The following is a 19,573-nucleotide window of genomic DNA, read 5'->3' as shown; positions in this document are numbered from 1 at the left end:
CTCGGCCGCCGGGGCCCTTCCGGCATGACGACGAGCGAGGGCCGCCACCCCGACCAGGGGGTGGCGGCCCTCGCTCATGTTCCTGCGAACCGCTGCGTGTCTAGAGGTCGAAGTACAGCTCGAACTCGTGCGGGTGCGGGCGCAGCTGGATCGGGGCGATCTCGTGCGTGCGCTTGTAGTCGATCCACGTCTCGATCAGGTCGGGCGTGAAGACGCCGCCGGCCTGGAGGTACTCGTGGTCGGCCTCGAGCGCGTCGAGGACCGCCGGGAGGGACGTCGGGACCTGCTGGACGCCCGCGTGCTCCTCGGGGGCCAGCTCGTAGAGGTCCTTGTCGATCGGCTCCGGGGGCTCGATCTTGTTCTTGACGCCGTCCAGGCCGGCCATCAGCAGGGCCGAGAACGCCAGGTACGGGTTCGAGGACGGGTCGGGGGCGCGGAACTCGACGCGCTTCGCCTTCGGGTTGGAGCCCGTGATCGGGATGCGCATCGCGGCGGAGCGGTTGCGCTGCGAGTACACCATGTTGACCGGCGCCTCGAAGCCCGGGACCAGACGGTGGTAGGAGTTCACCGTCGGGTTGGTGAAGGCCAGCAGCGACGGGGCGTGCTTCAGGATGCCGCCGATGTAGTAGCGCGCCATGTCCGAGAGGCCCGCGTAGCCCTGCTCGTCGTAGAAGAGCGGGGAGCCGCCGGACCACAGGGACTGGTGGACGTGCATGCCCGAGCCGTTGTCACCGAAGATCGGCTTCGGCATGAAGGTCGCGGTCTTGCCGTTGCGCCAGGCGACGTTCTTCACGATGTACTTGAAGAGCATCAGGTCGTCGGCCGCGGCGAGCAGCGTGTTGAACTTGTAGTTGATCTCGGCCTGGCCGGCGGTGCCGACCTCGTGGTGCTGGCGCTCGACCTGGAGGCCGTTCTTGTCCAGCTCCATGGAGATCTCGGCGCGCAGGTCGGCGAAGTGGTCGACCGGCGGCGTCGGGAAGTAGCCGCCCTTGTAGCGGACCTTGTAACCGCGGTTGTTCTCGACCGCACCGGTGTTCCAGGCGCCGGCCTCGGAGTCGATGTGGTAGAAGCTCTCGTTCGCCGACGTCTGGAAGCGGACGTTGTCGAAGACGTAGAACTCCGCCTCGGGGCCGAAGTACGCGGTGTCCGCGATGCCGGTCGAGGCGAGGTAGGCCTCGGCCTTCTTGGCCACGTTCCGCGGGTCACGGCTGTACTGCTCGCCGGTGATCGGGTCGTGGATGAAGAAGTTGACGTTCACCGTCTTGTCGCGGCGGAACGGGTCGACACGGGCCGTGGACAGGTCCGCACGGAGCGCCATGTCCGACTCGTGGATGGCCTGGAAGCCGCGGATCGACGAGCCGTCGAAGGCCAGTTCCTCGGCCGGGTCGAAGGACGCCGCCGGGATCGTGAAGTGCTGCATCACACCCGGCAGGTCGCAGAACCGGACGTCGACGAACTTGACGTCGTTGTCGGCGATGTACTTCTGGACTTCGTCGGCGTTCTGGAACATCCAACTCCTCCTACTCCCGACCCGGGAAAGGGCGGGGTTGCAGCTCGTTTGTGTGGCCAGTGCGGTGGCACACGCTGGACCCGACCATAGGCAGACGGGATTTCTCCAGCATGACCCATTTGTTTCGCACAAGTTAACCAGGGCGGCCGTGGGTGGCACCTCGATGACGTGTTCGGTGCCCCGCCCGGCCGGGTACAAACGCGGGCGCAGTACCGTGGTCGGGTGGACAACAGGCAAGCAATCGGATCGTGGCTCTCGGGGCCGCGCGCGGCGGCCGAGGAGATGGGCGCCGACTTCGGTTACCGGGGCGAGCGCCTCGGTCTGCCCCAGGGAGGCCCGGGGTCCATCGCCCCGCTGGGCCGCCGTTTCGGGGCCCTCTTCATCGACTGGGCCTTGTGCATGGTGATCGCATACGGCCTGCTCGCTCGTGGTGACCAGCAGTCTGCCGGGAACTGGGCGCTCGGCGTCTTCCTCGTCATGAGTTTCCTGACGGTCGGAACCGTCGGTTCCACCCCGGGCAAGCGGATTCTGGGCCTGCGGGTCATCGCCGAGGACGGCGGACGGCTCGGCGTCGTGCGGGTCGTCGTGCGGAGCGTGCTGCTCCTCCTGGTGATCCCGGCCATCGTCTGGGACCGCGACAGCCGCGGCCTCCACGACCGGCTGGCCCGCGCCGTCCAGGTCCGCATCTGAGACGCCCGTATCCGGGTACGTACGAAGAAGACACGTACGAAGAAGACACGTACGAAGAAGAGCGGCCCCGGACGCGTACATCGTCCGGGGCCGCTCTCCTGCGTACGTGCTCGGTCAGCGCATCTTTCCGCCGCGCGGCATCCGCATGCCCTTCGGCATCGGGCCCTTGGGCAGCGGCATGTTGCTCATCAGGTCGCCCATCGCCCGAAGCCGGTCGTTGGCGGCGGTCACCTGCGGGCCGGTCAGGACCCGCGGAAGCTTCAGCATCGTGGTGCGCACCTTCTTCAGCGGCACCTGGCCCTCGCCGTCGCCGACGATGATGTCGTGCACCGGCACGTCCACGACGATGCGAGCCATCCGCTTCTTCTCGGCCGCCAGCAGGCTCTTCACCCGGTTCGGGTTGCCCTCCGCCACCAGGACGATGCCGGCCTTGCCGACCGCCCGGTGGACGACGTCCTGGCTGCGGTTCATCGCGACGGCCGGGGTCGTCGTCCAGCCACGGCCGACCCGGTCCAGCACCGCCGCGGCAGCGCCGGGCTGTCCCTCCATCTGGCCGAAGGCCGCGCGCTCGGCACGCCGTCCGAAGATGATCGCCATCGCGAGGAAGGCCAGGACGAAGCCCAGGATGCCCGCGTAGACCGGGTGACCGATCAGGAAACCGATGGCGAGGAGGACACCGAAGGTGACGATTCCCACACCCGCGACGACAAGACCCACCTTGGGGTCCGACCGCCTGGTCATCTTGTAGGTCAGGGCGATCTGCTTGAGCCGCCCCGCGTTCTCGGCGCTGTCCGCGCCGTCAGTGTTTGCCTTCCTCGCCATGTACGGAAGTTTACGTGGCGCGGGAGTGACCTAGGAACGGTGGTCGGCCACAGCCTTCAGCACATGCTCCACCTCGACCCGGTCCTGTGCCCTGCGGCGGTCCTCGAGGACGGCCGTCCAGGCGTTGCGGCGGGCGGTGCGCTGGCCGCTGCTCATCAGCAGCGACTCGACGGCGCGGAGTGCGGTGGTGACGGTCGGGATGGCGTTGGCTCGTACCGGTGCGGCGTGCATCGTGGGTGTTCCCCCTCGGAGCGGATGCGCGCGCCCGGCGCGCACTGGGTAGCGGGAAGCAATGACGACGGCGGCTGCGGAGCCACCGCGTATGTACCTAGGGTCACTGCTCGGTGTTACCAGTGCATGACCGGTCGGTCAAACACCAATGAAACTCTGATTTCGGCGCCGCGCACGCCGACGCGGCCCATACGGGCCCCTCACCTGCGGGGGACGTACGGGCCGCGTCGTCGCGGGCATTACCGCTCAGTAGCTTCTTGTGCGCCGATTCACACGGCCGGTGCGGTCGCGGCGGTCGCACCGCGCCGCTCCATCGCCTGCTGGAAGAGGCGTCCCGCGCGGTACGAGGAGCGCACCAGCGGCCCGGACATGACGCCCGAGTAACCGATCGCGTCGGCCTCGTCCTTCAGCTCCACGAACTCGTGCGGCTTCACCCAGCGCTCGACCGGATGGTGCCGCGCGGAGGGCCGGAGGTACTGCGTAATCGTGATGAGCTCGCAACCCGCGTCGTGCAGGTCCTGGAGCGCCTCGCTGACTTCCTCGCGGGTCTCGCCCATGCCGAGGATCAGGTTGGACTTCGTCACCAGGCCGGCCTCGCGGGCCCGCGTGATGACGTCCAGGGAGCGCTCGTAACGGAAGCCGGGCCGGATCCGCTTGAAGATCCGCGGCACCGTCTCGACGTTGTGCGCGAGCACCTGCGGGCGCGAGGAGAAGACCTCGGCGAGCTGCGCGGGCTCCGCGTTGAAGTCGGGGATGAGCAGCTCCACCTTCGTGGCGCCGCCCTCCCGTCCCGCGGTCTGGGCATGGATCTGGCGCACGGTCTCCGCGTACAGCCACGCGCCGCCGTCCTCCAGGTCGTCGCGTGCGACGCCGGTGATCGTGGCGTAGTTCAGGTCCATCGTCACGACGGACTCGCCCACGCGGCGGGGCTCGTCACGGTCCAGCGCCTGCGGCTTCCCCGTGTCGATCTGGCAGAAGTCGCAGCGCCGGGTGCACTGGTCGCCGCCGATGAGGAACGTCGCCTCGCGGTCTTCCCAGCACTCGTAGATGTTCGGACAGCCGGCCTCCTGGCACACGGTGTGCAGACCCTCGCCCTTCACGAGCGCCTGCATCTTCGTGTACTCGGGGCCCATCTTCGCCCGGGTTTTGATCCACTCGGGCTTGCGCTCGATGGGGGTCTGGCTGTTTCGGACCTCCAGGCGCAGCATCTTGCGCCCGTCGGGTGCGACACCGGACACTCCGGCACCCCTTTGCTTTCGCTGCATTGGATTCTTCGGCGAACACCAGGGTACGCCCGTGGTTAGAACGGCCTTGCGTCTGGCCAACCTGTGGCCGACGGGGCCTATTCCCTACGCCGAGGCGGCCGGTTCCTTCGGCGCGAGGACGCGGGGCGCGAGCTCCGCGTTCTCCAGGACGTCCCGCAGGTGCCTCTCGGCGACCGGGAGGACGTGGTCGATCGTGATCTCGCGGCCGAGTTCGTACGAGAGCGAGGTCACGCCCGCGTCCCGGATCCCGCACGGCACGATCCGGTCGAACGAGGTGTTGTCCGGGTTCACGTTCAGGGAGAAGCCGTGCATGGTGACGCCCTTGGCGACCCGGATGCCGATCGCGGCCAGCTTGCGGTCCTCGCGGCGCTGCCCGGCGTTCGAGGGCGCGTACTCGGGGCCGTTCAGCCGGGGGTCGAACTCCTCGTCGTGCAACCGGGGGTCGAAGTCGAGGGAGAGCCCGCCGAGCGAGGGGCGGTCCTCGACCGGGTCGCCGAGGACCCAGACACCGCTGCGGCCCTCGACCCGGCTGGTCTCCACGCCGAACTCGGCGGCCGTGCGGATCAGGGCGTCCTCCAGGCGGCGGACGTGCGCCACCACGTCCACCGGGCGGGGGAGCTTGAGGATCGGGTAGCCGATGAGCTGTCCCGGGCCGTGCCAGGTGATCTTCCCGCCGCGGTCGACATCGATGACCGGGGTGCCGTCGAGCGGGCGCTCGCTCTCCGTCGTGCGCCGTCCCGCCGTGTAGACGGACGGGTGCTCGAGGAGCAGGCAGGTGTCGGGGACGGTGTCCTCGAACCTGGCGGCGTGCACCTCGCGCTGCTTCTGCCAGGCCTCCTGGTAGTCGACCCGCTCCTCGCCGAATCCCAGACGGACGAACCGCAGCTCACTCACTCGGGTGCCTCCCTGCTCGCGGTGCCGGAGGGCCGGGGGTGTCCCCGGGTCACGGCACCATCCGTGTGCGCCCTGAGCAACTGTACGACCGCTCCCGAACACGGGGTCCGGCAGGTTCCGGACGGGGCGCTTCCCGTCAGCGATCCATTAATCCTCACACGATCGGATGAACGTGGAGCGAAGGCCGTTGGCGCCGCCGCCTGGGCAGTTAAGTTCGCGCCGTTCCATAACGGGCTCGCCCGCTCCCAATCGTGGGGGAGCCCGTAAGGGCTGCCCGCCCGGCGCCGAAGGCAGGAGACCTTACAGCTGATGTCGGAACGACCTCCGCAGCGCACCCCGAACCGGCGGCTCGCTGCCCTCATCGCGGAGGCCGGGTTCTCCCATGCGGGCCTGGCCCGCCGGGTGGACCAGCTCGGCCTCGAACACGGGCTCGACCTGCGATACGACAAGACCTCGGTGACCCGCTGGCTGCGCGGTCAGCAGCCCCGGGGCACCACCCCCGCGCTGATCGCCGAGGTCTTCACCAGACGGCTCGGACGCCGGCTCTCCGCGCAGGACCTGGGCCTGGACGCGTGTGCGCCCGTCTATGCCGGTCTGGAGTTCGCGGCCACGCCCGCCGAGGCCGTCGACATCGTCAGCGGGCTGTGGCGCAAGGACTCGGGCAGCCATGCGGAGCTGCGCAGGATCGCGTTCACCCCCGCCGGACTGGTCGTCCCCAGCAGGGACTGGCTGATCGGGCGGGCCGACGAATGGGTCGGCCGGGGCGAATCCCAGGAACGCGCGAACGGCGCCACCGGCCTGCCGGCCCCCCGTACGCCCGCCGAGGGCCACGGGAACCGGCCCCCGCACGGGCTCCCGCAGTCCCACGGAGCCGGCGCCCCCGGTCCGGTCTACGGGGCGGGCGCCAACAGCACCCGGGCCGGCGCCGGCCGTGACCCCGTCCCCTCCCGCCCGGCGGCTCCCATGGCACCGCTCCTGGGCGTCCCGCGCCAGCGGCAGTCCGAGCGCGGGGGCGGCCAGCGGGTCGGCAGCGGTGACGTCGCCGCCCTGCGCTCGGTGGGCGAGCTCTTCCGCACGCTGGACAACGCCTACGGCGGTGGCCACGCCAGGCAGGCCCTCGTCCGGTACCTGGAGCACGAGGCCGAGCCCATGCTCCGCGGGAGCTACGGCGAGACGCTGGGCCGCCGGCTGTTCTCCGCCGCGGCCGATCTGACCCGGCTCGCGGGATGGACCTCGTACGACATCGCGGCGCACGGCCTCGCCCAGCGCTACTTCGTCCAGGCGTTGCGGCTCGCCCAGGCCGCCGGGGACCGGGCGTACGGCGCCTACGTCCTGATCACGATGAGCCGGCAGGCGGTCTATCTCGGGCACGGCAGGGAAGCCATCCAGCTCGCACGGGTCGCCCAGCAGGGCATCGGTTCCTCCGCTCCGCCCGTCGTCATGGCCCTGCTGCACGCGGTCGAGGCGCGCGGGCACGGCGTCCTCGGGGAGACCAGGCCCTGCGTCGCCGCGCTCGTACGGGCGGAACGCGCGCTGGGGATCTCCCGGCCCGGGGACGACGTGCCGCACTGGGCCCGCTACTTCGACGAGGCCCAGCTCGCCGACGAGTTCGGCCACTGCCACCGCGATCTGCAGCAGTACCGCGTCTCCGCCCAGCACGCCGAGCGGTCGCTCCAGCTGCGCGCGCCGGCGTACGCCCGGAGCCGGTTGTTCTGCCGGGTGGTGCTCGCCTCCGCGCGGCTCGGGCTCGGAGAGCTGGACCAGGCGTGCCTGCTGGGCGCCGAGGCGGCCCAGCAGGCCGCGGAGATGCGGTCGGTGCGCGCGACGGAGTACGTACGGGACTTCGAGCGCCGCCTGGAGCCGTACCGCGACGCCGTCGCCGTACGGGGATACCGCGACCGGGTCGCGGCGCTGGGCTGACCGACGGCCTACGCGGCGGCGGGCAGCACCGTCCCGTCCGCCCCCTGCCGGCGCACCCCCAGGTCCGCGAGGATCGCCGAGGCGGCGCGCCTGCCGGAGCGCAGCGCGCCCTGGACCGTGCTGGTGTCGCGGTGGTCGCCGCAGACGTACAGCCCGGCGAGCAGCCGGACCGGGCGGCGCGGGTCGTGCGGCGGCGGCATGGCGGGGACCGCCTCCGGGTCGTGATGGGCGGCCAGCAGTTCCCAGTCGTCGGTGGGCGTGCCGTACAGCGAGGCCAGATGCGCGCGCACCTCGCCGTCGAGGTCCCGCGGCGGAGGGCCGAGCACCGTGGACGTGATCAGGGCCCGGCCGCGCGGGGCGCGCGAGGGGTCGACCTCGCTCATCACGGCGGTGTGCGCGACCGGACCCGAGCGGTCCGCGTCCAGCAGCAGACGGCCCCCGGTCGCCGGTGCCTCCCCGGTGGTGTGGTGCAGCACGGTCACCGGGTGGAAGGCGGGCGTCCGCAGCCCCGGCAGCAGTTCGGCGGCCGCCCCCGCGCCGGTGGCCAGCAGGAGTGACCGGCAGCCGAGCTCGCCGTGCTCCTTCGTGCGTACGGAGGTGATGTCCGCCGCGGTCACGTGCACCCCGGTGCGTACGGTCCCGGACGGCAGGGCGGCCGCCAGCAGTTCGGGCAGCGTCGCGGAGCCGCCCGCGGGCACACAGAGCCGGCCGCGGGCGTAGTCCCGGAGGGTGAGGTCGGCCATGCGGCTGGACGTGGTGAGCCCGGGGTCGCCGAGCAGCGCCGAGAGGAGGGGCCGCAGGAACCCTCCGACCGTGCGGGGCGGGAGGGCGGAGAGTGCCTCGGACGCCGCCCTGTCGGGCCTGGTCAGGATCCGGGACTCCGGAGTGGTGGCGAGCCGGGCCAGCCAGGCGCCAAGCCTGGCCTGTTCGATCGCCCCGCCCAGGGGCGCGCGAGGGGCGCTCGACCGGGAGCGCACCGCACGGAGTGCGCCCCTCGCGCTCCGTACGTCCCCGGCGCGGTACTGCCGCCCCCCGCTGTGGACGAGCACCCCCGGGGCGAAGTCCCGCAGCACCAGTCCTTCGAGCCCTGGGGCGGTGCTCAGCTCCGGATACGCGGAACTGAGCAGCGGGCCCAGGTGGTCGAGCCGGAACCCGTCCACGTCATGGGTGGCCATCCGGCCGCCCACCCGCGCGGCGGCCTCCAGAACGCTGACGCCCACCCCTGCGCCGATCAGCTGGTGGGCCGCCGACAGGCCGGCGATCCCGGCCCCGATGATGACCACATCCGCGTGGTCTGCTGTGTGTGCCCCGATCACGTGTCCCTCCCCGAGTCGGTGCGACTGGTGGGGAGGTATTGCCCCCAACAGGCCCCCGGAATGCCCGAGTTCGGGTAGAGGCTAGGTGTATGGCCGAGAGAGGCGCAGTAGCGCGCACCCCGGGCACCGGTGCACGGGGTCGCACGGCGGTCCCGCGCCGGGTCCGGGGGAGCGCCGGGCCGTGGTCAGCGCAGTGCGGCGCGGATGGCGTCGTCGATGCCGGGGAAGGCGAACGCGAAGCCCGAGTCGAGAAGTTGGCCGGGCAGCACCCGCTGGCTGGCCAGGACGTCCCCGGAGAACTCCCCGAGCGCGGCCTTCAGCGCGGGCGCCGGGGCGGTGAACAGGGTCGGGCGCCGCAGCACCCGCCCCATGGCTGCCGTCACCTCGCCGTTGGTGACGGGGGAGGGGCCCGTCAGGTTCACCGGGCCGGACAGCGCCTCGGTGTCCAGGATGTGCCGCAACGCCGCGACGTGGTCGTGCAGCGCGATGAAGCTCCAGTACTGCCGGCCGTTCCCCATCCGCCCGCCGAGCCCCGCCTTGAACAGCGGGAAGAGCCGCCCCCATGCCCCGCCCCGCCGGGAGACGACCAGACCGGTCCGCGCGTGGACCGTGCGGACGCCCGCCTCCTCGGCGGGAGCCGTCGCCTCCTCCCACTCCACGCAGACGGACGGCAGGAAACCGTCGCCGGGCGGCGCGCTCTCGTCGACGGCACGGTCGCCGGTGTCGCCGTAGAAGCCGATGGCCGACCCGGACAGCAGCACCTTCGGCGGAGTGTCCAGCGAAGCCACCGCCTCGGCGACGGCCGCCGTGCCCAGCACCCGGCTGTCACGGATCTCCCGCTTGTACGCCTCGGTCCACCGGTGGTCCCCGACCCCCGCCCCCGCGAGGTGGACGACCGCGTCACAGCCGACCAGGCCCGCCGCATCGACGTACTGGCGCTTCGGGTCCCACTCCACCTCGTCACCGGTGGCGGCCGGGCGGCGCACCATGCGCACCACCTCGTGCCCGTCGGCACGCAGCGAGCGCACGAGCGCCGCTCCGATGAGTCCGGTCGATCCGGTGACGGCGATTCGGGAACGCAGCATGCCGTCCATCCTGCCCCATGCGCCCTCGGTCACGCGGGAGTCGAAGGCGCCGGACACGCATGGCACAGTTGCGCGCATGTCCGTGCCACGATTCAGGTCCCTCGGCCCCGTCCGTCCCGCCGTCCCGGAGGACGAGACCGCCCTCGCCGAGCTCGACCGGGCCACCTGGTCGACCCTCCACGCCGTGCAGCCGAAGCCGAAGCCGCCGTACGCGCCCTTCTTCGACGAGCGGCACCCGCCCGGCGACCACCTGGTCGTCGAGGCGGTCACCGGCACGGACGAGGTGCACCTGGCCGGCTACATCCAGCTGGCCCGCCCGACCCCGCTCGCCTGCAACGCGCACGTCCGCCAGATACAGGGCCTCGCCGTCGCCGACCGGTGGCGGCGCCACGGCGTCGCACGTACGCTGCTGCGCGCCGCGTACGCCGAGGCGCGACGCCAGGGCGCCGGACGGCTCACTCTGCGGGTGCTCGGCCACAACACCGCCGCGCGGGCGCTCTACGCGTCCGAGGGCTTCGCCGTCGAGGGCGTACTGCCCGGCGAGTTCTTCCTGGGCGGGCGGTACGTCGACGACGTCCTGATGGGCCGCTCGCTGGCGGCCTGAATCCCGGGCGCGCGTCCGGGGCTCAGACCGGGCCGAAGCGTTCCCAGAGGGCCGGGTAGCGCTCCGCCAGCGCCGCGTCGTCGTCGAAGCCGAAGGGCGTGCCCGCCGGTTCCGCCGCCTGCGGCGGCAGCCCCAGGTCGGGGGCGACGACGCCGGTGAGCTGTTCGTACGCCTCGTCGGCGGCGTAACCGAGGTCCTCGCCGTCCCCGTCGAGCTCCTCGTCGAAGTCGTCCAGCAGGTCGGCCAGGCTGTCCGGGTCGTGCACCGCCCCCTCGAAGACCTCGCGGCCCTGTGCGATCAGCCAGCAGCGGAAGTAGTCGAAGGCGTCGTCGCTCGCCCCACCGAGCAGCACGGCCGCCGCGCCCCACAGGTCCCAGCGGTACGCGCGGTTGTAGCGGGCCTCGAAGTGCCTGGCGAAATCCAGCACGGAGTCGGGATCGAGCCGCACCAGCCGTTCGACGAGCAGGTCGGCGTGGTCCTCGGGGTCGCCCTCGGCGGCCTCGCGGGTGCTGTCGATGATCTCCCAGAACTCCGTCTCGTCCATCACGGGTCCAGCATCTGCCCCGGCGGCAGGCGACGCACGCCCAGACACCGAATTGAAGCCTTCGACGTCACTTCCGGGCCACTTCAGCGATAGAGGTCGCGCAGTCGTTCGGCGGTATCGGCAAAGCGTTCGCGCAGGGCGGCGGGCTCCAGGACCTCCACCTCGGGCCCGAGGGACAGCAGCTGGCTGTATGCCACCTCGGCGGACTCGACCGGCAGGACCACCGTGCGCCGGCCTTCCGCGTCCGGCGCTGCGGCCCCGGCCAGCGCCTCGTCGACGGCGGCCCGGTCCATGGCGTGCGGCAGCCGTCGTACCCCCGCCTCCGACAGCCGCACGGTCACCTCGGTACGCAGGATCGAACGGGCGAACTGCGCGGCCCGTTCCTCCCAGAAGCGCGGCAGGTCGAAGTCCTCGTCCCGTACGAAGCGGGTCTCCGAGACGGCGACGGCGGCGAACCGGTCGATCCGGTACACCCGGAAGTCGTCCCCGGCCCGGGCGCAGAGGTACCAGACCCCGGCCTTCAGGACGAGCCCGTACGGGGCCAGCTCCCGCTCCACCTCGCCCGAGGGACGGCGGCTGTAGCGCGCCCGGACCAGCCGGTCGTCCCAGACGGCCTCCGCGACGGCGGGCAGCAGCTCGGGGGTGGCCGGTTCGTGGTACCAGCCGGGGGCGTCCAGATGGAAGCGCTGGGCGACGGTGCGCGAGGCGTCCCGGAGCGAGGGGAGCAGGGCCGCCGAGACCTTCAGCCGGGCAGCCGAGGCGGCGTCGTCGAGCCCCATCTCACGCAGGGCGGAGGGCAGCCCGGACAGGAAGAGCGCCTCGGCCTCATGGCGGGCCAGCCCGGTGAGCCGCGTCCGGTAGCCGCCCACGAGCCGGTAGCCGCCCGCCCGGCCGCGGTCGGCGTACACGGGCACGCCCGCCTCCGAGAGCGCCTGGGCGTCCCGTGTGACGGTGCGCTCCGACACCTCCAGCTCCTCGGCCAGCTGGGCGGCGGTCATGGAGGGCCGGGACTGCAGGAGCAGCACCATCTTGATCAGCCGGGCAGCACGCATGCGGCCATTGTGCGTGCCGGCCCCGCACCTCCACAGCGAGCCCGGCCCGTGGAGGCGCGGCGCGGCCGCACGGGCTCAGCGCCGGGGAGCCATCGCGCGCAGGCTGCGCCAGGTCCGGCCGAGCGGGCGGCGCGCCGGTGCCGGTATGTGCACGGTCCACCTGCGCGGCGGGAGGGCGTCCATGCGGTGGTAGAACTCGTCGACGTCGACGGCGAGCGTGCGCCCGGCGGTCCAGTAGGGAACGACGCCGACGGCGTCGGGGCCGACCCGGGTGGCTCCGGCCGCTGTGAGCTCACTGCGCCGGTCCCCCTCGATCCGGACGCTCCTGCCCACGCCGAGCAGCTGCAGCGAGCCCCGCACGTCGTAGATCCCGCGCTGCAGCGGGCCGCCGCCGGCCGCCGTGAGCGGGTCGATCTCCAGCTCGCCCCGGACGACCAGCCGGCTTCGCCCCGGGCCGGCGGGGACGACGGCTGCCCTGAGGTCGCAGGTGGGGAACCAGCCCATGGGGCGCTTGCGGTCCTTCAGGAGCACGTGCGCGGACACCGCGCGCAGAGGGTCGCCGATCTCCCACTCCGTGACCGCCGGGTTCCCCTCCAGCAGCCGGGGGTCGAGCAGCAGGCGTCCGTCGCGCTCCACCATGACCACCGGTGTGCCGTCCGCGTGCGTCATGGTCATCTGGAGAGGGGCGGTCAGCCTGCCGTCCCGCCAGCGCAGCCGGCCCAGACCGGCCCGTGCCCGCAGTGTGCGGGTGCGCTCGGCCAGGGCGCGCAACCCGTCGAGGCGGCCGTCCTCCAGGAGCGTCGCGCGCAGCCGCTGCACGGCGGGGAGCCCTTCCCGCACGCCGGGGGAGAACTCGTCCGCGACGAGCTGCCGGACCGTCTCGAACCGGGACCGGACGTCCAGGGCCGGGCTGAGCACCCGGGGCTCGCTCACCTGGTGGAGGATCTCCACGCGGTAGGTGCGGCGCAGCAGCGCGTCGCGCTCGGGGCCCGGCTCCGTGCCGTCCTTCAGTGCCTGGACGACCTGGCGGAGATTGCCGAAGTACCCCTGGACGTCGATCGGGGCACTGCTGTTGTTGCCCCTGTCCTCGCGGCGCATCCAGTAGTAACAGGGGTGGTCGGCCAGCACGGAGACCCGCTCGGTGGCGACGTAGGCGCGGGCCATGAACAGCTGGTCCTCCAGCCGGCATCTGCCCTCGGGGAACTTGATGCCGTTCTCCAGGAGGAACGATCGCCGGAACATCTTGTGCGGGGTGAGCGAATCCATCAGCGAGTGGTCGCGCACCGAGCAGCGGTCGATGTTCCGGGCGAACACGGTGCTGGGCGGCTGCATGGTGCCGACGACCTTGCCCAGCACGATGTCCGACTCGTTCTTCGTGCCCAGGGCGCACAGCCGCTCCAGAGCCTCCTCACCCAGCTCGTCGTCCTGGTCCACGAACTGGATGAACTCGCCCCGGCTGCTCGCCACCCCCACGTTGCGCGGCTTGCCGGGCCAGCCCGAGTTCTCCTGGTGGATGACGCGGACGTGCGGGTGGGCGGCGGCCAGCCGGTCCAGACGCTCCCCGGAGTCGTCGGTCGATCCGTCGTTGACATAGACGACTTCGTACTGGTCGGGCCCGATGCTCTGCCGGAGCAGGGACGGGGCGCACGACTCGATGTAATGCGACGCGTTGTAGATCGGAACGACGATCGTGGCCCGCAGCGTATGCGGCGCGAACTTCTCGGCAGTGGTCATGCTGCGTCCCCTCAAGGCCGTGCCGGGGGGTAGTGGGGGATACCCGGCCCAATCGCACGAAACGGTATTCGGTAGATATACCCGTATGAGCCCATAAATCGCCGCTCAAGGGACAGATCTATGCCGTCCGGTTCCCCCCGGAAGCCGACCCGTCGCCCGAGAGGCGTAGGACTCGCCCTCCTAGACCGCCGAACACCGCCTTGCGTTGCACGGAGCTTCCGATTCATCGGATGAAGTTATTGATTCGTTGTGCTGTGGTTCATGAAGTGGACGCCTGTGTGCCCTACGGGCATGAGCCGCGACGCGGTGGGTGAACGACCGCAGGGCGGGCTCGAAACGAGCCCGCCCCGCGGTGTGAAGGGAGACAGCCCTCCGGCTTCAGGCCCCTCAGAGGCCGTACTTCTCCCGGGCCTCCTTGACCTTGGAGGCCGGGATCTCGCCACGGCGGGCCAGCTGGGCCAGCGCGGCGACCGCGACGGACTCGGCGTCGACGCCGAAGTGGCGCCGGGCGCCCTCACGGGTGTCGGAGAGGCCGAAGCCGTCCGTGCCCAGCGAGGACCAGTCCTGCTCCACCCACTGGCTGATGGAGTCCGGGACCGCGCGCATCCAGTCGCTGACCGCGAGAACGGGGCCCGGCGCACCGGAGAGCGCCTGGGTCACGTAGGGCACGCGCTCCTCGCCGCGGAGCAGCGCCTCGTCGCACTCCAGCGCCTCGCGGCGCAGCTCGCCCCACGAAGTGGCGGACCAGACGTCGGCCGTGACACCCCAGTCGGCGGCCAGCAGCTCCTGGGCCTTCAGGGCCCAGTGGATCGCCGTGCCGGAGCCCAGCAGCTGGAGGCGCGGGGCGTCCGCCGAGGCGGGCGTGCCCTCCTTGAAGCGGTACAGGCCCTTGACGATGCCCTCCTCGACGCCCTCCGGCATCGCGGGCTGCTGCTTCGGCTCGTTGTAGACCGTCAGGTAGTAGAAGACGTTCTCGGCATCGGGGCCGTACATCCTCCGCAGACCGTCCTTGACGATCACAGCGATCTCGTACGCGAACGCCGGGTCGTAGTTCAGCGACGCCGGGTTCGTGGACGCGATCAGGTGCGAATGGCCGTCCGCGTGCTGGAGGCCCTCACCCGTGAGCGTCGTACGGCCCGCCGTGGCGCCGACGATGAAGCCCTTGCCGAGCTGGTCGGCGAGCTGCCACATCTGGTCGCCGGTCCGCTGCCAGCCGAACATCGAGTAGAAGATGTAGAACGGGATCATCGTCTCGCCGTGCGTCGCGTACGACGAGGCGGCGGCGATGAAGTCGGCCATGGCACCGGCCTCGGTGATCCCCTCGTTGAGGATCTGGCCGTCCTTGGCCTCCTTGTAGTACATCAGCTGGTCGCGGTCGACCGGCTCGTACGTCTGGCCGAGCGGCGAGTAGATGCCGGCCGAGGGGAACAGCGACTCCATACCGAAGGTACGGGCCTCGTCCGGGACGATCGGCACCCAGCGCCTGCCGGTCTCCTTGTCCCGCATCAGGTCCTTCACCAGGCGGACGAACGCCATGGTGGTGGCCATCTCCTGCTTGCCGGATCCCTTGTACAGGGCCTTGAACGCGCGCTCCTCCGGCTGGGGCAGCGCGGCGGCGTGCACCCGGCGGGCGGGGGCCGGACCGCCGAGGGCGGCACGGCGCTCCTGGAGGTAGCGGACCTCGGGGGAGTCGGCGCCCGGGTGGCCGTAGGGGACCAGCCCGTCCTCGAAGGCGCTGTCCGGGATCGGGAGGCCGAGCAGCTCTCGCATGCCCTTGAACTCGTCGATCGACAGCTTCTTCATCTGGTGGTTGGCGTTCTTGGACTCGAAGCCCTTGCCGAGCGTGTAGCCCTTGACCGTCTGGGCCAGGATCACGGTCGGCGCGCCCTTGTGCTCCAGAGCCGCGCGGTAGGCCGCGTACACCTTGCGGGCCTCGTGGCCGCCGCGGGAGCTGTAGAAACACTCGGCGATCTTCGCGTCGCTCAGGAGTTTCGCCAGCTCGGCGAGGGCGGGCTCGGCGCCGAAGAAGTGCTCGCGGATGTAGGCCACGTCGCGCGTCGCGTACGTCTGGAACTGCGCGTCCGGGACCTCGCGGAGGCGGCGGATCAGCGCGCCCGTGGTGTCCAGCTGGAACAGCTCGTCCCAGGCGTTGCCCCAGAGCGTCTTGATGACGTTCCAGCCGGCGCCGCGGAAGGCGCCCTCCAGCTCCTGGACCACGCGGAAGTTGGCGCGGACCGGGCCGTCGAGGCGCTGCAGGTTGCAGTTGATGACGAAGGTCAGGTTGTCGAGCTGCTCACGGGCCGCGAGGGCGAGGGCGGCGGTCGACTCGGGCTCGTCCATCTCGCCGTCGCCCAGGAAGGCCCAGACGCGCGAGTTCGACGTGTCCTTGATCTTGCGGTTGGTCAGATAGCGGTTGAAGCGCGCCTGGTAGATCGCCGAGAGCGGGCCGAGGCCCATCGAGACGGTGGGGAACTCCCACAGCCAGGGCAGCCGCCGCGGGTGCGGGTAGGACGGCAGGCCGTCGCCACCCGACTCCTGGCGGAAGTTGTCGAGCTGCTGCTCGCTGAGGCGGCCGTCGAGGAAGGCGCGGGCATAGATGCCGGGCGAGGCGTGGCCCTGGATGTAGAGCTGGTCGCCGGAGCCGTCACCTTCCTTGCCGCGGAAGAAGTGGTTGAAGCCGGTCTCGTACAGCCAGGCCGCCGAGGCGAACGTGGCGATGTGGCCTCCGACGCCGTACCGGGCGCCACGGGTGACCATCGCGGCCGCGTTCCAGCGGTTCCACGCGGTGATCCTCGATTCCATCTCCAGGTCGCCGTCGAACGCGGGCTCGGCGGAGGTGGGGATGGTGTTGACGTAATCGCTCTCCAGCAGCTTGGGCAGCGCGATGCCGGCGCCCTCAGCGTGCTGGAGCGAACGCCGCATCAGGTACGCGGCGCGGTGCGGGCCCGCGGCCTTGGTGACGGCGTCGAGGGAGGCCGCCCATTCGGCGGTCTCCTCGGGGTCGCGGTCCGGGAGCTGGTCGAGCTCGCTCGGAAGCGTTGCTACGGGGTCGGTCATGATCGCCGCCTTCCGGAGTGGGAGGGGGTGGAGAAGTCCCTGGCTGGCAGGACAGGGCGATGGGGCCGGTGGGCCCGCGAGTGAACTGTAAGTCTCCGATCGATGATCGATCAAAGGGTGAAGGGCAAAACTTCTCGATATGAAGAAAAGTGGCATGCGGTGCCGCGAAACGGGGCACGGAGTGACGGGATCAAGGGGGCGAAACGGGCGCTGACCTGCACGGTCGAGCGGGTTGCGACCCAGATGTGCGCGCCCGCCCGGCGCCGGAACTCAGGCGCGCGGCGCGCACCCGAGGACGTGCTCCTTCACCATCACGGCGATCTGCGGATCCCGGCGCAGGAACGCCTCGATGAGCGCCTCGTGCTCCTCCGCGTACGACTTCTGCACGGTGCCCAGCCATCGGATCGACAGGGCCGTGAACACCTCGATGCCCAGCCCCTCCCAGGTGTGCAGCAGCACGGCGTTCCCGGCGGCGCGCACCATCTCCCGGTGGAAGGCCACCGTGTGCCGCACCTGCGCCTCGCCGTCGGCCAGCCGGTCCGCCTCGTACAGCGCCGCCACGTGCGGGGCGAGCGCCGAGCAGTCCTCGCCGAGCGCGGGCGCCGCCAGCTCCGCCGCGATCTGCTCGAGACCGGCCCGTACGGGATAGCTCTCCTCCAGGTCGGCCGCGGTGAGATTGCGTACCCGGACCCCCTTGTTGGGCGCCGACTCGATCAGCCGCAGCGTCTCCAGCTCGCGCAGGGCCTCGCGCACGGGCGTCTGACTGACCTCCAGCTCGGTGGCGATGCGGCGCTCCACGATCCGTTCACCCGGCTTCCAGCGCCCGCTGACTATCCCTTCCACGATGTGCTCGCGGATCTGCTCGCGCAGCGAGTGGACGACGGGCGGGGTCATGACGTGCTCCTTCGGGCGAACAAACCGGTGCTGCTCACCGATGCGGCGGCCGGGGGCGACCGGTGGTGTCTAGACAATACGGCGGCGCCCCCGCCCGGAGGTGTTCCGGACGGGGGCGCCGCTGGTGAGGCTGGTTACAGCTGTACGGCTCAGAGGCCGAGCTCGACCTCGAACTCGCCCGCCTCGAGGATCGCCTTGACCGTGGTCAGGTAACGGGCGGCGTCCGCGCCGTCCACCAGACGGTGGTCGTAGGAGAGCGACAGGTAGGTCATGTCGCGGACGCCGATGACGGTGCCCTCGGCGGTCTCGATGACCGCCGGACGCTTGACCGTGGCACCGATGCCCAGGATGGCCGCCTGGTTCGGCGGCACGATGACCGTGTCGAACAGCGCACCGCGCGAACCGGTGTTGCTGACGGTGAAGGTCGCGCCCGACATGTCGTCCGGGGTGAGGCCGCCACCGCGGGCCTTGCCGGCCAGCTCGGCGGTCTTCTTCGCGATACCGGCGATGTTCAGGTCGCCCGCACCCTTGATGACCGGGGTCATCAGACCCTTCTCGGCGTCCACGGCGATGCCGATGTTCTCCGAGTCGAAGTACGTGATGGTGCCCTCGTCCTCGTTGATCCGGGCGTTGACGACCGGGTGGGCCTTCAGCGCCTGGGCCGCCGCCTTCACGAAGAACGGCATCGGGGACAGCTTGACGCCCTCACGGGCGGCGAAGGACTCCTTCGCCTGGTTGCGCAGCTTCATCAGCTTGGTGATGTCGACCTCGAGGACCGTGGTCAGCTGGGCCTGCGAGTGCAGCGCCTTCATCATGTTGTCGCCGATGACCTTGCGCATGCGGGTCATCTTGACCGTCTGACCGCGCAGCGGGGACGCCTCGAGCTTCGGCGCGGCCTTGGCCGCCGGGGTGGCGGCGGCCGGAGCCGGAGCGGCGGCGGCCGGAGCCGGAGCGGCGGCGGCGGCCTTGGCGGCCTCCGCCGCGGCGACGACGTCCTGCTTGCGGATACGGCCACCGACGCCGGTGCCCTTGACCGCGCCCAGGTCGACGCCGTTCTCGGCGGCGAGCTTGCGGACCAGCGGCGTGACGTACGCGCCGTCGTCACCGGCGTGCGCGGCCGGGGCGGCAGGCGCCGGAGCGGCGGCCTGTGCCGGGGCGGCCGGAGCCGGCGCCGGAGCGGCGGGCGCGGCCTGGGCCGGTGCCGGAGCAGGGGCGGCCGGGGCTGCGGGAGCCGGTGCCGGAGCGGCCGGTGCGGGGGCGGCAGGAGCCGGGGCGGCCTCGGCCGGAGCCGCGGCGGGGGCCGGTGCGGCCTCTGCCGGAGCGGCGGCCGGTGCGGCACCCGGAGCGCCGATGACGGCGAGCTTGGCGCCCACCTCGGCGGTCTCGTCCTCGCCGACGACGATCTCCAGCAGCACGCCGGCGACCGGGGCGGGGATCTCGGTGTCGACCTTGTCCGTGGAGACCTCGAGCAGGGGCTCGTCCTCCGCGACCTCCTCGCCGACCTCCTTCAGCCAGCGGGTGACGGTGCCCTCGGTGACGCTCTCGCCGAGCGCCGGAAGGGTGACGTCGGTGCCGGAGGCGCCACCGGCCGGAGCGGCGGCGGGAGCCTCGGCGGCAGGGGCCTCGGCGGCGGGCGCCGGAGCCTCCTCGGCCGGGGCCGGAGCGGCCTCCGGCTCGGCGGCCGGAGCCGCGGCGGCGGGGGCGCCCGAACCGTCGTTGATGACGGCCAGTTCGGCGCCGACCTCGACGGTCTCGTCCTCGGCGACCTTGATGGACGCGAGCACGCCGGAGGCGGGCGCGGGGATCTCGGTGTCGACCTTGTCGGTCGAGACCTCGAGCAGCGGCTCGTCGGCCTCGACGTGCTCGCCCTCGGCCTTCAGCCAGCGGGTGACGGTGCCCTCGGTGACGCTCTCGCCGAGCGCCGGAAGGGTTACGGAAACCGACATGGTTTCAGT

16 protein-coding genes are annotated in these 19,573 nt (G+C 71.7%); 3 read left to right on the top strand and 13 right to left on the bottom strand.

Translation table 11 applies throughout. From position 1 onward, the window contains the following. Positions 1-100 precede the first annotated feature (100 nt). Entirely contained in the window at positions 101-1,510 is a 1,410-nt protein-coding gene (gene glnA, locus ACIBCU_RS02130; RefSeq protein ID WP_104784933.1) for a type I glutamate--ammonia ligase, read from the bottom strand. Positions 1,511-1,732: 222 nt separating this feature from the next. Here glnA and ACIBCU_RS02125 point away from each other — a divergent pair, with 222 nt between their 5' ends. After that, the gene (locus ACIBCU_RS02125; protein WP_362933883.1) at positions 1,733-2,200 is read left to right on the top strand and encodes an RDD family protein; all 468 of its coding nucleotides are present in this window, start codon (positions 1,733-1,735) and stop codon (positions 2,198-2,200) included. Between the two features lie 114 nt (positions 2,201-2,314). Here the strand turns inward: ACIBCU_RS02125 and ACIBCU_RS02120 are convergent, their stop codons facing one another. The 4 genes from ACIBCU_RS02120 to lipB all read right to left on the bottom strand — a co-directional run bounded on the left by ACIBCU_RS02120 (position 2,315) and on the right by lipB (position 5,412). Beyond that, on the bottom strand, positions 2,315-3,022 hold the full coding sequence (locus ACIBCU_RS02120) for a DUF4191 domain-containing protein (RefSeq protein ID WP_104784929.1): 708 nt from the start codon (positions 3,020-3,022) through the stop codon (positions 2,315-2,317). Between the two features lie 30 nt (positions 3,023-3,052). Beyond that, the gene (locus ACIBCU_RS02115; protein ID WP_362933880.1) at positions 3,053-3,253 is read right to left on the bottom strand and encodes a hypothetical protein; all 201 of its coding nucleotides are present in this window, start codon (positions 3,251-3,253) and stop codon (positions 3,053-3,055) included. 269 nt (positions 3,254-3,522) lie between these two features. Further along, positions 3,523-4,491, bottom strand: a complete 969-nt coding sequence (gene lipA / locus ACIBCU_RS02110; protein ID WP_399228590.1) for a lipoyl synthase — start codon at positions 4,489-4,491, stop codon at positions 3,523-3,525. 111 nt (positions 4,492-4,602) lie between these two features. After that, on the bottom strand, positions 4,603-5,412 hold the full coding sequence (gene lipB, locus ACIBCU_RS02105) for a lipoyl(octanoyl) transferase LipB (protein WP_399228588.1): 810 nt from the start codon (positions 5,410-5,412) through the stop codon (positions 4,603-4,605). Positions 5,413-5,721: 309 nt separating this feature from the next. Between lipB and ACIBCU_RS02100 the strand changes: the two genes are divergently transcribed. Beyond that, positions 5,722-7,332, top strand: coding sequence for a regulator (locus ACIBCU_RS02100; protein WP_399228586.1), 1,611 nt, complete (start codon positions 5,722-5,724; stop codon positions 7,330-7,332). Between the two features lie 8 nt (positions 7,333-7,340). Here the strand turns inward: ACIBCU_RS02100 and ACIBCU_RS02095 are convergent, their stop codons facing one another. Both ACIBCU_RS02095 and ACIBCU_RS02090 read right to left on the bottom strand, forming a co-directional pair. Then, positions 7,341-8,648 (bottom strand): NAD(P)/FAD-dependent oxidoreductase, encoded by a 1,308-nt coding sequence (locus ACIBCU_RS02095; protein WP_399228584.1) that lies wholly within the window; start codon positions 8,646-8,648, stop codon positions 7,341-7,343. Between the two features lie 185 nt (positions 8,649-8,833). Beyond that, a complete protein-coding gene (locus tag ACIBCU_RS02090; protein WP_362933868.1) occupies positions 8,834-9,733 on the bottom strand; it encodes a TIGR01777 family oxidoreductase in 900 nt (299 codons plus the stop codon). Between the two features lie 76 nt (positions 9,734-9,809). Between ACIBCU_RS02090 and ACIBCU_RS02085 the strand changes: the two genes are divergently transcribed. Continuing rightward, positions 9,810-10,337: a GNAT family N-acetyltransferase gene (locus tag ACIBCU_RS02085; protein WP_362933865.1), complete on the top strand. Its 528-nt coding sequence runs from the start codon at positions 9,810-9,812 to the stop codon at positions 10,335-10,337. 22 nt (positions 10,338-10,359) lie between these two features. Here the strand turns inward: ACIBCU_RS02085 and ACIBCU_RS02080 are convergent, their stop codons facing one another. The 6 genes from ACIBCU_RS02080 to sucB form a co-directional block, all read right to left on the bottom strand. Then, entirely contained in the window at positions 10,360-10,881 is a 522-nt protein-coding gene (locus ACIBCU_RS02080) for a DUF4240 domain-containing protein (RefSeq protein WP_399229718.1), read from the bottom strand. Between the two features lie 83 nt (positions 10,882-10,964). After that, a complete protein-coding gene (locus tag ACIBCU_RS02075; protein WP_362933862.1) occupies positions 10,965-11,933 on the bottom strand; it encodes a YafY family protein in 969 nt (322 codons plus the stop codon). A gap of 75 nt (positions 11,934-12,008) precedes the next feature. Then, entirely contained in the window at positions 12,009-13,667 is a 1,659-nt protein-coding gene (locus ACIBCU_RS02070; protein ID WP_399228581.1) for a glycosyltransferase, read from the bottom strand. Between the two features lie 387 nt (positions 13,668-14,054). Further along, positions 14,055-16,724 (bottom strand): pyruvate dehydrogenase (acetyl-transferring), homodimeric type, encoded by a 2,670-nt coding sequence (gene aceE / locus ACIBCU_RS02065; protein WP_399228579.1) that lies wholly within the window; start codon positions 16,722-16,724, stop codon positions 14,055-14,057. A 270-nt stretch (positions 16,725-16,994) separates the two neighbouring features. Continuing rightward, positions 16,995-17,618 carry a GntR family transcriptional regulator gene (locus ACIBCU_RS02060; protein WP_104784914.1) on the bottom strand — a complete coding sequence of 208 codons (624 nt, stop codon included), beginning with the start codon at positions 17,616-17,618 and terminating at the stop codon, positions 16,995-16,997. 149 nt (positions 17,619-17,767) lie between these two features. Continuing rightward, positions 17,768-19,564 (bottom strand): 2-oxoglutarate dehydrogenase, E2 component, dihydrolipoamide succinyltransferase, encoded by a 1,797-nt coding sequence (sucB, locus tag ACIBCU_RS02055; protein ID WP_399228577.1) that lies wholly within the window; start codon positions 19,562-19,564, stop codon positions 17,768-17,770. Between the last annotated feature and the right edge of the window lie 9 nt (positions 19,565-19,573).

Source organism: Streptomyces sp. NPDC051064 (assembly GCF_044455985.1).
Classification (GTDB): domain Bacteria; phylum Actinomycetota; class Actinomycetes; order Streptomycetales; family Streptomycetaceae; genus Streptomyces.
This window is presented reverse-complemented; position numbering and strand designations above follow the sequence as displayed.

What these genes read in the sequence shown, in the direction of transcription:
- glnA (WP_104784933.1), bottom strand. Translation starts at nt 1,510, where the DNA reads ATGTTCCAGAACGCCGACGAAGTCCAGAAGTACATCGCCGACAACGAC.
- ACIBCU_RS02120 (WP_104784929.1), bottom strand. Translation starts at nt 3,022, where the DNA reads ATGGCGAGGAAGGCAAACACTGACGGCGCGGACAGCGCCGAGAACGCG.
- ACIBCU_RS02115 (WP_362933880.1), bottom strand. Translation starts at nt 3,253, where the DNA reads ATGCACGCCGCACCGGTACGAGCCAACGCCATCCCGACCGTCACCACC.
- ACIBCU_RS02100 (WP_399228586.1), top strand. Translation starts at nt 5,722, where the DNA reads ATGTCGGAACGACCTCCGCAGCGCACCCCGAACCGGCGGCTCGCTGCC.
- ACIBCU_RS02090 (WP_362933868.1), bottom strand. Translation starts at nt 9,733, where the DNA reads ATGCTGCGTTCCCGAATCGCCGTCACCGGATCGACCGGACTCATCGGA.
- ACIBCU_RS02085 (WP_362933865.1), top strand. Translation starts at nt 9,810, where the DNA reads ATGTCCGTGCCACGATTCAGGTCCCTCGGCCCCGTCCGTCCCGCCGTC.
- ACIBCU_RS02080 (WP_399229718.1), bottom strand. Translation starts at nt 10,881, where the DNA reads ATGGACGAGACGGAGTTCTGGGAGATCATCGACAGCACCCGCGAGGCC.
- ACIBCU_RS02075 (WP_362933862.1), bottom strand. Translation starts at nt 11,933, where the DNA reads ATGCGTGCTGCCCGGCTGATCAAGATGGTGCTGCTCCTGCAGTCCCGG.
- ACIBCU_RS02070 (WP_399228581.1), bottom strand. Translation starts at nt 13,667, where the DNA reads ATGACCACTGCCGAGAAGTTCGCGCCGCATACGCTGCGGGCCACGATC.
- aceE (WP_399228579.1), bottom strand. Translation starts at nt 16,724, where the DNA reads ATGACCGACCCCGTAGCAACGCTTCCGAGCGAGCTCGACCAGCTCCCG.
- ACIBCU_RS02060 (WP_104784914.1), bottom strand. Translation starts at nt 17,618, where the DNA reads ATGACCCCGCCCGTCGTCCACTCGCTGCGCGAGCAGATCCGCGAGCAC.
- sucB (WP_399228577.1), bottom strand. Translation starts at nt 19,564, where the DNA reads ATGTCGGTTTCCGTAACCCTTCCGGCGCTCGGCGAGAGCGTCACCGAG.